The organism is Microvirga lotononidis (assembly GCF_034627025.1).
In the GTDB taxonomy this organism is placed as follows: Bacteria; Pseudomonadota; Alphaproteobacteria; order Rhizobiales; family Beijerinckiaceae; genus Microvirga; species Microvirga lotononidis.
Genome location: NZ_CP141048.1, coordinates 4,825,985 through 4,839,590 on the forward strand (window position 1 = coordinate 4,825,985; position 13,606 = coordinate 4,839,590).

11 protein-coding genes are annotated in these 13,606 nt (G+C 65.1%); 2 read left to right on the forward strand and 9 right to left on the reverse strand.

Annotated features, from left to right (window positions below):
* Positions 1-5 precede the first annotated feature (5 nt).
* From U0023_RS22735 to U0023_RS22770, 8 genes are all read right to left on the reverse strand, one after another.
* Positions 6-251, reverse strand: a complete 246-nt coding sequence (locus tag U0023_RS22735) for a twin-arginine translocase TatA/TatE family subunit (protein ID WP_009764557.1) — start codon at positions 249-251, stop codon at positions 6-8.
* Positions 252-308: 57 nt separating this feature from the next.
* Positions 309-1,433 (reverse strand): ABC transporter ATP-binding protein, encoded by a 1,125-nt coding sequence (locus U0023_RS22740; protein ID WP_009764556.1) that lies wholly within the window; start codon positions 1,431-1,433, stop codon positions 309-311.
* The gene (gene scpB / locus U0023_RS22745; RefSeq protein ID WP_009764555.1) at positions 1,430-2,149 is read right to left on the reverse strand and encodes an SMC-Scp complex subunit ScpB; all 720 of its coding nucleotides are present in this window, start codon (positions 2,147-2,149) and stop codon (positions 1,430-1,432) included. The genes U0023_RS22740 and scpB overlap by 4 nt, the downstream gene beginning before the upstream one ends.
* A 5-nt stretch (positions 2,150-2,154) precedes the next feature.
* Positions 2,155-2,955 carry a segregation and condensation protein A gene (locus U0023_RS22750; protein WP_009764554.1) on the reverse strand — a complete coding sequence of 267 codons (801 nt, stop codon included), beginning with the start codon at positions 2,953-2,955 and terminating at the stop codon, positions 2,155-2,157.
* 40 nt (positions 2,956-2,995) lie between these two features.
* A complete protein-coding gene (nagZ, locus tag U0023_RS22755; protein WP_009764553.1) occupies positions 2,996-4,015 on the reverse strand; it encodes a beta-N-acetylhexosaminidase in 1,020 nt (339 codons plus the stop codon).
* Between the two features lie 58 nt (positions 4,016-4,073).
* Entirely contained in the window at positions 4,074-5,477 is a 1,404-nt protein-coding gene (locus tag U0023_RS22760; protein WP_009764552.1) for an SPOR domain-containing protein, read from the reverse strand.
* A 106-nt stretch (positions 5,478-5,583) separates the two neighbouring features.
* A complete protein-coding gene (argS, locus tag U0023_RS22765; RefSeq protein WP_009764551.1) occupies positions 5,584-7,344 on the reverse strand; it encodes an arginine--tRNA ligase in 1,761 nt (586 codons plus the stop codon).
* A gap of 160 nt (positions 7,345-7,504) precedes the next feature.
* Positions 7,505-8,713 carry a deoxyguanosinetriphosphate triphosphohydrolase gene (locus tag U0023_RS22770; protein WP_009764550.1) on the reverse strand — a complete coding sequence of 403 codons (1,209 nt, stop codon included), beginning with the start codon at positions 8,711-8,713 and terminating at the stop codon, positions 7,505-7,507.
* A 94-nt stretch (positions 8,714-8,807) separates the two neighbouring features.
* Between U0023_RS22770 and erpA the strand changes: the two genes are divergently transcribed.
* Together erpA and U0023_RS22780 are read left to right on the forward strand one after the other, a co-directional pair.
* A complete protein-coding gene (erpA, locus tag U0023_RS22775; protein ID WP_009764549.1) occupies positions 8,808-9,134 on the forward strand; it encodes an iron-sulfur cluster insertion protein ErpA in 327 nt (108 codons plus the stop codon).
* An 84-nt stretch (positions 9,135-9,218) separates the two neighbouring features.
* Positions 9,219-11,078, forward strand: coding sequence for a hypothetical protein (locus U0023_RS22780; protein ID WP_009764548.1), 1,860 nt, complete (start codon positions 9,219-9,221; stop codon positions 11,076-11,078).
* A gap of 151 nt (positions 11,079-11,229) precedes the next feature.
* Here the strand turns inward: U0023_RS22780 and U0023_RS22785 are convergent, their stop codons facing one another.
* Positions 11,230-13,533 carry an NADP-dependent malic enzyme gene (locus tag U0023_RS22785; RefSeq protein WP_009764547.1) on the reverse strand — a complete coding sequence of 768 codons (2,304 nt, stop codon included), beginning with the start codon at positions 13,531-13,533 and terminating at the stop codon, positions 11,230-11,232.
* Between the last annotated feature and the right edge of the window lie 73 nt (positions 13,534-13,606).

Here is a 13,606-nt window from a genome sequence, read left to right on the forward strand (position 1 = left end):
GAACCTTAGCCGACCTTGTGGTCCGTCGTTGCGGTGCTCGTGGGAGCGCCGGCCTGATGGTCGAGGGTGCGGACCGGCTCGGACGGCTGCACCGGCGTTGCCGGGGTGTTGTCGTCCTCGGACATGCCCTTCTTGAAGGCCTTGATGCCCTTCGCAACGTCACCCATCATGTCGGAGATCTTGCCGCGTCCGAACAGAAGGACGACGATCAGACCGACGACGATCCAGTGCCAAATACTCGTGCCACCCATGGCAATTCCTCCAGCGCCCCGAAGGGCGCGACTTCTCGATATGAACTCGCCGTCAACCTATGCGTCGGAGGCGGCGAAAACAAGGACATCCTTAGTAGCGATCTCGATACCCACATCCTGTCCCTCCTTCACGCCGACGGGATCGTGAACGCGGGCCTGCAAGGGGCGATCCACCCCCTGCACGTCAATGTGCACCAGATCGACCTCGCCGAGAAAGCGACGAGACATCACACGTCCCGGCAGGCAGAAGCCTGCCGGCTTGAGCTTCAGGCCCTGAGGCCTCACGCAGACGATGGCCGGGCCATCGCCAAGGTGCGGCGCCGGAAATACTCCGACCGGACAGGAAACCTGGCCGTTGCGCACCACGCCCTCGAGCTCGTTGAAGTCGCAGAAGAAGCGAGCGGCGAACAGGTTCGCCGGCCGGCGATAGATCTCTTCCGCCTCGCCCTGCTGGATGATCGTACCGGAACGCATGAGCACGATCCTGTCGGCGATCCGCATCGCCTCCTCCGGATCGTGCGTGACGACGATGGTCGTAGCGCCGGTTTCTCTCAGGATTGCGACAGTCTCGTCCCTGATCGCGTCGCGCATGCGCCGGTCGAGGTTCGAGAACGGCTCGTCCATGAGCAGGACGCCGGGACGCGGCGCGATCGAACGGGCCAGCGCCACCCGCTGCTGCTCGCCGCCGGAGAGCGTATGAGGGTACTCGTTGGCATAATGCTCGAGACCGACGCGGGACAAAGCGCGCCGCGCGGCGATGCCCGCCTCGGAGGCCGACAGATCCTTCAGGCCGAACATGATGTTCTGCAGGATCGTCATATGCGGGAAGAGGGCATAGTCCTGGAACATCAGCCCGATGCCCCGCCGCTCCGGCTCCAGGAAAGTCTTCGGCCCGCTGACTTCGCGCCCGTCCATGAGCACCCGGCCCGAGGTCGGCATTTCGACGCCCGCGGCGATGCGCAGCAGGGTGGTCTTGCCGCAGCCGGAATGGCCGAGCAGGCAGACGATCTCGCCCGGCTCGATGGTCAGCGAGACGCCGTCGAGCGCCCGCTGACTGTCATAGGCCTGGACGATGTTCTCGAAGGACAGCTGGGCCGGGATCGAGGCGCCTGCCGTTCCGCGCTGCCCCCAGCGGGGCAGACGGAACAGGTCGCGTGCGGACCCGGCGGGCCTTGCGCTCATTCCTCGCCCACTTCGGTCTGATGCATGTCGAGAGGCTGGAGCAGATCGTCCTCCAGCGGATCCTCGTCCTCGCGCAGGGCATCCGCATCGGAGGGTGTCGGCACCGAAAAGTCCGAGGGAACGCGCCCCTCAATGAAGCCGGCGCCCTTGAGTTCCTCGAGACCCGGCAGGTCCTCGATGGCGTCGAGCCCGAAATGCTCAAGAAAGCCAGGCGTCGTGCCATAGGTCACCGGACGGCCGGGAGCCTTCCTGCGCCCCCTCAGGCGGATCCAGCCCGTCTCGAGCAGGGTGTCGATGGTGCCCTTGGAGGTGGCAACGCCGCGGATCTCCTCGATCTCGGCGCGGGTCACCGGCTGGTGATAGGCGATGATCGCCAGGGTCTCCATGGCGGCGCGCGACAGCCGGCGCTGTTCGACCACGTCGCGGGCGAGCACGAAGGACAGGTCGCCGGCGGTGCGGAAGGTCCACTTGCCGGCCACCCGGACGAGATTGACGCCCCGGGAGGCATACAGCTCGGTCAGATCCTGAAGGATCTTGCCCACATCCGCGCCTTCCGGCAGGCGCCCGCTCAACTCGTCGGCGCTCAAGGGCGCGGGCGCAGCGAACAGAAGCGCCTCGGCGATCCGCATGGCCTCGCCGTGATCGGGAACATGGCTGATCTCGGGCGCCTCGGCTTCGGGCATCTCGGTCGTGTCGTCCTGCGTGTCGGGCAGCATCGTGATCAAACTCCTGCCTCGGCCGGGTCGGCCACGGGCTTGACCCAGACCGGAGCAAAGGCCTCGTCCTGCCGGACCGTCAGCTTGCCCTCGCGCACCATTTCCAGGGTTGCGGACAGGGCCGAGGCGAGAATTGTCGGTCGCATGGCGGGCTCGACCATGTATTCCATCAGATAGGTGTCGAGCGTCACCCAGTCGTTCAAGTGGCCGACCAGACGCTCAAGGGCCTCCCGCGCATCGACCAGCGACCAGACGTTCCGCTTGTGGAGGGAAACCTTCGCGTTGAACTGGATCTGCCGCTGCTGGGCATAGGCCTTGAGAAGGTCGTAGAGGCTCGCCTCGTAGCGGGAATCCCGGAGGATGATCACGGGCTCCGGTGCGCCCCGGGCGAAGACATCACGGCCGAGCCACGCACGCTCGCCCATCTTCTTGGCGGCCTCGCGGATCGCCTCCAGGCGGCGCAGGCGCAGGGCCAGGGCCGAGGCGAGTTCCTCGGCGCTCGGCTCCTCGCCCTTCGGCGGCTCGGGCAGCAGGAGGCGCGACTTGAGATAGGCAAGCCAGGCCGCCATCACGAGGTAATCGGCCGCCAGTTCCAGGCGCATGCGCCGCGCCGCCTCGATGAAGGCGATGTACTGCTCGGCAAGGGCCAGGATCGAGATCCGGTGGAGATCCACCTTCTGACGCCGGGCGAGTTCCAGCAGCAGGTCGAGCGGCCCTTCGAACCCATCCACGTCGACGAGCAGGGCGGGCTCGCTCTCGGCCCGCTCCGTGCGCTCGACATCCTCGAAGGGTAAGGGGTTTGCCATCGACCGTACTCAACTCATGGGGTTCGAAGCTTCATTAGCTTTAGGCGATCATCGCAAGAGCAGAATCGAGCCTGGATCGTGCATCCACAGGATCCAACGGCTCCGGATCATGGGTGATGCGTGCTAACGCAGCGTTAGCGCGGCGCAGGGCTTCCCCGCCCAGGATGGGGGCTGCCTCGGCGACGGCGCGCATCTCCTCCATGTTGCCGTTGCAGTGAAGGGCCATGTCGCAGCCGGCCGCGAAGGCGGCCTCCGTCCGATCCCGGAACGAACCGGAAAGGGCGTGCATCGACAGGTCGTCGGTCATCACCAGCCCGTCATAGCCGATATGGCCGCGGATGATGTCCTGCATGACCACCGGGGAGGTCGTCGCGGGACGCTCCGGGTCCAGGGCCGTGTAGACAACGTGTGCCGTCATGGCGAGGGGCATGTCGGTGAGCATGCGGAAAGGCGCGAAATCGTGCCGCTCAAGCTCGTCCCGGGAGGCATCGACAACGGGCAGGGCCAGGTGACTGTCGGCTCCGGCCCGGCCATGCCCCGGCATATGTTTGACCACAGGCAGCACGCCGCCCGCCAGGAGTCCCTCGGCGGCCGCCCGGCCCAGGATGGCAACCTGACTCGGCGTTGGGCCGTAGGCCCGGTCGCCGATCACGTCGTGGGCGCCCGGCGAGGGGACGTCCAGGACCGGCAGGCAATCGACCGTGATGCCGACGGAGCGGAGGTCGTGAGCGATCAGTCGGGCTCCGAGCCGGGCGATCTCGCGCTGAACGAGCGGATCGTTCGCATGAAGGCGGCCATAGGTGCGGCCGGAGGGGTATTTGGGCCAATGCGGCGGCCCGAGGCGCTGAACCCGGCCACCCTCCTGGTCGATCAGGATCGGCGCGTCGGACCGGCCGACCGCGTCCCTCAAGGCGGCACAGAGCGCCCTCACCTGCTCGGGGCTCTCCACGTTGCGGCGGAACAGGATGAAGCCCCAGGGATCTGCCTCCTTGAAGAAAGAGGCCTCGTCCAGGGTGAGCTCGGTGCCGGAGCATCCAGCAATAAAGGCGCGGGTGTTCATACCCGCGCCTTAAGTCTCCTGCTCGGCAGGGTCAAGAAATCTCGACCGCCAAGCCGTATCAGTTCTTAGCGACGAAGCACTGCCCACCCTGTCCCTGCAGCTTGGAGCAGAGGGAGGATGCCTCTTCCTTGGACAGGGGCCCGACCCGCACGCGATAGATGGTGCTGCCGTTCACCTCGGCCTTGCGGATGAGGGACGGCATGCCTTCGAGATCGGGATACTTGCGCTGGAACGAGGCAAAGGCCGTCTGAGCGCCGGCTTCCGAATTGGCGAGGCCGAGCTGCACGGCGAAACCGCCGGTGGGCGTCGTTTCCGCAGCTGCCGTTGCGGGAGCGATCGGCTGAACGGATGCGACCTGCGTCGGTGCGGGCGTGGCTGCCGCGGGCTTCGGAGCCGGAGAAGGCGTAGCGGGCGCCGCGACCGGGGTGCTCGCCGCCGCGCGAGGCTGGGTGGACGCCGTCTGAACGGGAGCAGGCTGGGCCTGGGCCTGGGGCGGCAGCGTCATGGTCGTGGGAGTTGCCGGCTGGGCGGCCGGGCGCTCCGAGCCCGCCACGGTGCCGTCGGGACGGATGGTGACCGTGCGGACCTTCTTCGGCTCCCCGAGATTCAGGCTGGCGGTCTGATGAGGCTTGACCGAACTGGTGGGGATCGTGCCGCCCGTGGCGTCGGCTACAGCGCCGCCATTCATGCGCACGGCCTGCTGCAGATCGACCGGCTGCTCCTCCCGATTGACGACCTTTGTCGCCGCATTCTGGTTGGCGCGCTCGTAGATCTGCTTGTTCTGGTTCGGGATTTCGACCCCACCCGGATTTTGCGGCTGGACCTTCGTGGGCTCGTTGCTGGCCTTCACGAGGGGCGGCTCTCCCCCGGTGATCGCTGACGAGCCCGAAGCCAGGTAGGCTCCGCCGCCGCCGAGCACGACGGCACCCACGACCGCGGCGATGGCTACCACGCTCTTGCGGGACCGGCCTTTCTCGACCGGAGCGTAATCCTGCTGCTGATCGTACTCCTGGTCCGCGTAAGGCCCGGCCTGATCGGCATAGTAGTCCTGCGCGTAGGCCTCGTTGCCGTAAGCGTCGTGCCCCTGGTGAGCGGGCTGGTGGGCATAACCGGGCTCGGGCGCACGAACATGGCTCTGCGCATATCCGCCGAGATCGAACGACGGCGCGGCGTGACCTCCCTGCGGCGCGCGGACCGGCACTTCGCGCGCGGCGTGCGGCACGGTGTCGCGGACGGCAAAGAGGTCGTCGATCGACGAGCCCTGCTGGCGCGGCCGGGCGGAACCATCATTAGCCAAAATGGCCTGGAAGGGATCGTCTTGCCCTACAATCCGGGCCAATTCCGCGAGCGGATCGTTCCGCCCGGCGGTAGCCGGCTGGGATTGCGGGGTTCCCGCCTGCGCGAGTTGCCGTTCGATCTCGTTAAGGTCGACGGCAAAACGGGGCTTTACTGATTCGCTCATGCGCCGGATCTCCAGTTACGCGACAGGAGCACCGTTGCTCCGCCTGCACGACGTAACGAAACCCGACGCGAACGCTTCGTAAGCGGTTGATCCGCCTGAAGAAACACTATCGCATTTCGTCGGGTGCCGTGACGCCCAGGATTGCGAGACCAGATGCGAGCACGCCCTTGAGGGCATGCACGAGAGCGAGTCTCGCTTGTGTTGAATCTTTATCAGTTAGATTAACAAAGCGTAATTGCGGCAAGTCTTTGCCCTTATTCCATAAACTATGGAAGGCACTCGCCAGGTCGTACAGGTAAAACGCGACGCGATGGGGTTCGTGGGCTTCGGCCGCGGCTTCGATCGTCCGGGGGAACTGGGCGATGCGATGGACGATGTCCATTTCCGCGTCGTCACTCAGGATCGACAGATCCGCCTTCTCGAGCTGTGCCGCCGAGAAGTCGGCGCCCGGGAACGCCTCCGCCGCCTGACGAAAGACCGAAGCACACCGTGCGTGGGCGTACTGGACGTAGAAGACCGGGTTGTCCTTGGACTGCTCGACCACCTTGGCCAGGTCGAAATCCAGGGTTGCGTCGTTCTTGCGGAAGATCATCATGAAGCGGGTGGCGTCCCGGCCCACCTCGTCAACCACCTCGCGAAGGGTCACGAAGTCACCCGAGCGCTTCGACATCTTCACCGGCTCGCCGCCGCGGAGAAGCTTCACGAGCTGGCACAGCTTCACGTCGAGATCGGCCTTATTGTCCGAAACGGCTTTCACGGCCGCCTGCATGCGCTTCACGTAGCCGCCGTGGTCCGCGCCCCACACGTCGATCATAGAGGCGAAGCCCCGCTCGAACTTGGAGCGGTGATAGGCGATGTCGGAGGCGAAATAAGTGTAGGATCCGTCGGACTTCAGGAGCGGGCGATCCACCTCGTCGCCGAAAGCGGTGGCGCGGAAGAGCAATTGATCCCGGTCCTCCCAGTCCTCGTCCTTCTGGCCCTTGGGGGGCGGCAGGCGGCCCATATAGACCAGATCACGGCCGCGCAGCTCCGTGATGAGCTCCTTGACCTGATCCTGAGGCCCCCGCTGCAGGGAGCGTTCCGAGAAGAACACGTCGTGATGGATGTTGAGGGCAGCGAGGTCCTCCCGGATCATGTCCATCATGGCATTGATGGAGGTCTCGCGCACGAGCGGCAGCCATTCGGCTTCGGGTTTGTCGAGCAGGCTCGTGCCGTATTCCTTGGCCATCCGCTCGCCGACGGGCTTCAGGTAATCGCCAGGATAAAGCCCCTCCGGAATCTCGCCGATATCGTGGCCCAAGGCCTCCTTGTAGCGGAGATAGGCCGAGCGGGCGAGAACATCGACCTGCGCGCCGGCATCGTTGATGTAGTATTCGCGCGTGACCTTGTAGCCGGCGAAATCCAGGAGCCCGGCCAGGGCGTCGCCGAACACTGCGCCCCGGCAATGACCCACATGCATCGGCCCCGTCGGATTGGCCGAGACATACTCGACATTGACCGGCGCGCCCGCCCCCTGCCCACTCCGGCCGAAACCGTCGCTGTCGACGACAGCGGCCCGCAGAACCTCGCGCAGGGTCGAGGGCACCAACCGGATATTGATGAAGCCGGGACCGGCGATCTCCACGTTGGTGACGCGCGGATCGTCCTTGAGGTCGGCGACGAGAAGCTCGGCCAGGGCACGCGGGTTCATGCGCGCCTCCTTGGCCAGTACCATGGCGGCGTTCGTGGCGAGGTCGCCATGGGAGGGATCGCGCGGCGGCTCGACCACGACGCGGCTGACATTCAGCCCCGATGGAATCTTGCCCTCTTCGGCCAACCGGCCGAGCGCATCCGCAACCCGCTTCTCAAACAGCCCGAAAATGTTCATGGTACTTTATCTCTGAAGGGCCCCGGGCCCTGAATGCCATCGTGCGCTCGGTCATCGGCCCAAAAGCGGAAGCCACCTTTGGGGCTCATCCGATGATCTCATCCCGAAATGAGCGCACCGTCCAGAGCGGAAAACCGAAGCCACTTTTCCGCACGATGCGCTAACGCAGGTCCGGCGTCACGTCAAACAGCCGCCGGTGTTCAAGGATCGCATATCGGTCCGTCATGCCGGCGATGTAGTCAGCCACCCGACGGGCGAGCCTTGGCTCGTCGTCCTTCGGCAGGTCGGCCTGCCATTCCTCCGGCATCAGCTCCGGCTCGGCCTTGAAGCGTCTGAAAAGGTCCCGCAGCACGGAATCCGCCTGGGCGCGGACCCGCATCACGTCCGGGTGCCGGTACATGTGGGCGTAGAGGAAGCGTTTGATGGAGGCGTCGGCCTCCGTCATGCCCTTCGAGAAGCAGACCATGGTGTCGCCCGCCTGCCGGATGTCCTGCGCGCTCTGCGGCGACAGCGCGGCGATCCTGCGCTCGCCCTCGGCGACCACGTCCTCGACGAAGCGCGTGATGACGCGCCGGGTCAGCTCATGGATGCGCCGGGAGAGATCGAGAGTTGGATAACGCGCGTCGATCTCAGTGAGGAGGCCGTCGAGAAACGGCACCGCGCGCAATTCCTCGATCCTGAACAGCCCAGCCCGCAACCCGTCGTCGATGTCGTGGGCATCGTAGGCGATGTCGTCCGCGATGGCGGCCGCCTGGGCCTCCCCTCCGGCATGGGTGGCGAGTTCCAGGTCCTGGAGGGCGTTGTATTCGAGGATCGCCAGCGGGACGCCCCGCGCGGCATAGCGCAGGGTCGGTTGCCCCCCGGCATCCAGGAGCGGGCCGTTGTGCTTGACCAGCCCCTCCAGGGTTTCCCAGGTGAGGTTGAGCCCGTCATATTCCGCGTAGCGGCGCTCCAGACGGGTCACCACCCGCAGGGCCTGGGCGTTATGATCGAAGCCGCCGAACCCGGCCATGCACTCGTCGAGGGTGTCCTCGCCGGTATGGCCGAAGGGCGTATGGCCGAGGTCGTGGGACAGCGCCAGAGCCTCGGCCAGATCCTCGTCGAGGCCGAGGGAGCGGGCGAGCGCCCGGGCGATCTGGCTCACTTCGATGGTATGGGTCAGCCGGGTCCGGAAGTGATCGCCCTCGTGATAGACGAACACCTGCGTCTTGTGCTTCAGGCGCCGAAAGGCCGAGGAATGAATGATCCGGTCCCGGTCGCGCTGGAATTCGCTGCGGGTCGGCGACACCGCCTCCGGGAACAGCCGGCCTCTGCTTCCCCAAGGGTCGCAGGCATAAGGGGCTCGCCATCTCTCGCCATAGGGCCGCACGATCTTCCCCGGGTTGAAGCCTTGTCAGTGCGCACTTACCTTGCTCTTAACACTTTATGCAAGAATTGCGTCCGCCCAAGGACTGGAATTGCCCATGACCGGTATCACCCTGACTGACCGCGCCGCCCGCCGCATCAACGAGATCATGTCGTCCGAGCCCGCCGGCTCCCACCTGAGAATCAGCGTCAACGGAGGCGGCTGCTCCGGCTTCCAGTACGCATTCGACGTGGACCGCACTCGGCAGGACGACGACCTCGTGATCGAAAGGGACGGGGCGACCGTGGTCGTGGACGAGGTGTCGATCCAGTACATGGACGGCTCCGTCATCGATTTCGTGGACGACCTGATCGGCCAATCCTTCAAGATCGAGAATCCCCATGCCACCGCCTCTTGCGGCTGCGGCACCTCGTTCTCGTTGTAAAATCGTTACGTCACGCCCTATTCTCCCGGGACATTTTCATTAAGGTTCGACCGGCGCCAGATTCGCCGGCTTTGGGGGACTGAGATGGGACTTCATTATCGCGCGGGTGTCTGCGCACTCGCCTTGACGGCAGGCTGCGTGGCTCTGCAGCTCGAACCTGCAGTGATCCGGGACCTCATGCTGGACAACGGCACTCACCGCGTCACGGTAGGCGCCGTCAAGGTTCCCCTCTGGAGCGCGGCCTTCGCGCAATCCGCCGACACCTTCAGCCTGGAGAACGTGAGCTTCGCATTCGGGTCGACGACCTATGAGGCCAAGCGGATCGAGTTCTCCGGCGTCTCTTCATCGCGGGCCGACATCGAGGCACTGTTCTCCGCGACTTCGACCGAGCCGATGGAAAGCCGGCTGAAGCGCATCACCGTGAAGCGGATCACCATTCCCGAGGCGCGGGTGACGCAGACCGTCGGCACGCAGTCGCAGACGACGACCTATCGAAACGCTACGCTCAGCGATGTTGCGGATGGCCGCGTCGCCTCTATCCTGATCGAGACCAGCGCGACCGAGACGAGCGGCCCCAAGAACAGCGCTCTCATCAGCATGGGCCGCACGAGCTTGAACGAGCTCGATCTTCCCGCTCTGGCCCGGCTGTACGAGACGAAGGCCGATAGCGATAACGCTCCGCTCATCAGACTCTACGGCACTTTTTCCATCGAGAATACCGAAGTCGCAGACAATGAAGACGGCGTGACCGTCAGGATCGCCAGGCTCAACGGGCAGGATTTCCAAGGACGCCCGACCAGGGATTCCTGGACAGGCACCGTGAGTGCCATGACCGAGATGGCCGATCGCAAGGATCTGTCCTCGGGCGACCAGGCCCGCCTCGTTTCCGTCATCGCCGATCTCCTCGATGCGTTTCACATCGGCGGCATGGAAGCCTCGGGAATCGAGGTGAGCTCGAAAGGCAAGGATTCCCCTGGCCAAGGCCGCATCAGCCGGATCGCCTATACGGGCAGCGCAAACGGTCAGCCGGCGGACGTCCGATGGGAAGGCTTCGAGTTTTCCGACAAAGACAACCGGGTGAAGATCGATGGCCTGAGCCTGACGGGTTTCTCCTTCAAGCAGACGATCGAAGGCTTGAGAACGCTCCAGGGGAAATCCTTCGATGATATCGACCCGGCCGCGATGCGCAGCCTCGTCCCGACTCTGGGGACGTTGCGTCTATCCGGTCTCTCCATCGATGGAACCACGGACGACGAAGGCAAGAAGGTGAAGGTTCAAGCCGCGCTGAAGGGCTTCGAACTGACTGCGGACCGCCCGATCAACGCCGTACCGACCAATATCCGCATCGGGCTGCAGAATTTTGCGATGGCGCTGCCCTCGAACAGCAGCGACGACGGCATCAAGGAACTTGTGGCTCTAGGCTATAAGAACGTCGATGTGTCGTTCGGCGCCGCCGCCACATGGAACGAGTCTACGAGCGAGATCATGCTCAACGAAGTCTCGTTCCAGGGCCAGGACATGGGCACTGTCGGCCTGAGCGGCCGCATCGGCAATGTCGGCAAGGACATCTTCAACGCCGACACGGCCATTGCGACCGTCGCCCTGGTCGGAGCCAAGGCCAAGGCCCTGGACCTCACGGTCCAGAACAGCGGCTTGTTCGAGCGCTACATGGCCAAGGCCGCCAAGGAGCAGAAGACGACGCCGGAATCGCTGCGCCGGACCTATGCCGCGGCTGCGGCCTTCGTAGTGCCGGCGATGCTCGGCAGCTCGGATCAGGCTCAAGCCTTGAGCCAAGCCATTGCCCGCTTCATCGCCAAGCCCGGCAAGCTTACGATCAATGCGACTCCTAAGGACCCGTCAGGTTTCGGCATCGCGGAAGCGGTCGTGCTCCCCGATCCCAAGGCCATTCTCGACAAGCTGAACGTGAGCGCAAAGGCCGAGTGACGCCCCGCCATCACCCTTCATGTCATCACCGGCCTTGTGCCGGTGATCTCGATCGGAAGGGCGCGGCGCTTCTCCGTATCGGGACGGCCGGGACAGGCCCGGCCTGACGTGAGAGGAGAATCCGACAAGGCGGCGCCTGTTAGGCCGTTCCTCAGATCAGCGACGGCTGATCCTGTTCCGCCGCCTGCGCCTCCACGACCGCGATGGCTGTCAGGTTGACGATGCCGCGCGCCGTCACGGACGGCGTCAGGATATGGGCGGGCTTGGCCGGGCCGATGAGGATCGGGCCAACGGGAAGCGAATCCGCTAGGACCTTCGTGAACTGGAACGCGATGTTGGCCGCGTCCAGGTTCGGCATGATCAGCACGTTCGCCTCGCCCTTCAGGCGCGAGTTAGGATTGATCCGGTCGCGGATCATCTGGGACAGGGCTGCGTCCGCCTGCATCTCGCCGTCGACCTCGAGATCCGGCGCGCGCTCGTTGATGCAGGCCAAGGCCTCGCGCATCTTCAGCGCCGAGCGGCTGTCCGCCGCGCCGAAATCCGAGTGGGATAGGAGCGCGATCTTGGGCTCCATGCCGAAACGGCGCACATGGCTGGCACAGGCGATCGTCATGTCGGCGATCTCTTCCGCCGTCGGATCGAACTGCACATGGGTGTCGGCAAGGAAGTACGCGCCCTTCGACGTGATGACGAGCGACAGGGCCGCCATCTCGTGCACGCCGGGCGCGAGCCCGATGATGTCCTTGATGTGCTTGACGCGGGACTGGAAGCGGCCTTCGAGACCGCAGATCAGCGCATCCGCGTCCCCTCGCCTCACGGCGAGCGCGCCGATGACGGTGTTGTTGGTGCGCACCAGCGTCCGCGCCGCGTCGGGCGTGATGCCCTTGCGTCCCGCAGCCTCGACATAGGTGGCGACGTAATCGCGGTAGCGCGGATCGTCCTCGGGGTTCACCAGATCGAAATGCCGTCCGATCTCCATCGACAGACCGAAGCGCTTCATGCGCGCCTCGACGACGTTCGGGCGCCCGATCAGGATCGGGTTGGCGATGCCTTCCTCGACGATCACCTGCACGGCGCGCAGCACGCGCTCATCCTCCCCTTCCGCATAGATGACGCGCTTCGGATCGGCTTTCGCCTGCGAGAACAACGGCTTCATGATGAAGCCGGAGCGGAACACGAACCGGCCGAGCGATTCCGTGTAAGCCTCGATATCCTCCAGAGGCTTCTTCGCGACGCCGGAATCCATCGCCGCCTTCGCGACCGCCGGAGCGATGCGCAGGATGAGGCGCGGATCGAAGGGGCTCGGGATCAGGGATTTGCGGCCGAAGGGATGCGCCTCGCCGCCATAGGCGCGCGCCACCACCTCGGACGGGGCCTCACGGGCCAATCCGGCGATAGCCTTCACGGCAGCGGCCTTCATCTCCTCGTTGATCGTGGTCGCCTGCACGTCGAGCGCGCCGCGGAAGATGTAGGGGAAGCACAGGACGTTGTTCACCTGGTTCGGATAGTCCGAGCGGCCGGTGCAGATCATCGCGTCGGGGCGGGCAGCCTCCGCCTCCTCCGGCATGATCTCGGGATAAGGATTGGCGAGCGCCATGATCAGCGGGCGTGGCGCCATCTGGGCGAGCAGCTCCGGCTTCAGGACGCCGCCGGCGGAAAGGCCGAGGAACACGTCCGCATTGGGGATGACATCGGCAAGCGTTCGTGCATCGGTCTTCTGCGCGTAGACCGATTTCCAGCGGTCCATGAGCTCGTTGCGGCCCTCATGCACCACGCCTTCGATGTCCGTGACCCAGATGTTCTCGCGCTTGGCACCGAGCGACACGAGGAGATTGAGGCAGGCGAGCGCCGCCGCGCCGGCGCCCGAGGTGACGATCTTCACGTCCTCGATGCGCTTGCCGGCGAGTTCGAGCGCGTTCGTCACCGCCGCGCCCACGATGATGGCGGTGCCGTGCTGGTCGTCGTGGAAGACCGGAATGCCCATGCGGGCCTTCAGCCGCTCTTCGACCTCGAAGCATTCGGGCGCCTTGATATCCTCGAGATTGATGCCACCGAAGGTCGGCTCGAGCGCGGCGATCACCTCGACCATCTTGTCGACGTTCTTCTCGGCCAGTTCGATGTCGAACACGTCGATGCCGGAGAACTTCTTGAACAGGACCGCCTTGCCCTCCATCACGGGCTTGGAGGCGAGCGGGCCGATGTCGCCGAGGCCCAGTACGGCCGTGCCGTTGGAGATGACGGCCACCAGGTTCTGGCGCGACGTGAGATTGGCGGCCTCCGCCGGATCGGCCGCGATGGCCTCACAGGGTGCAGCCACGCCGGGAGAATAGGCCAAAGCCAGGTCGCGCTGGTTGCCGAGCGGCTTGGTCGGCTGGATCTCGAGCTTTCCGGGGCGCGGATGCTGGTGATAGAACATCGCTCCCGATTTCAGATCCTGCGAGATGTTGTCTCCCATCCCCGACGCTCCTTGCACTGACCAAACCAATTTGGAGGCTCTTGTGCGCGCCCTTCACCCTGTCGTCAATGTC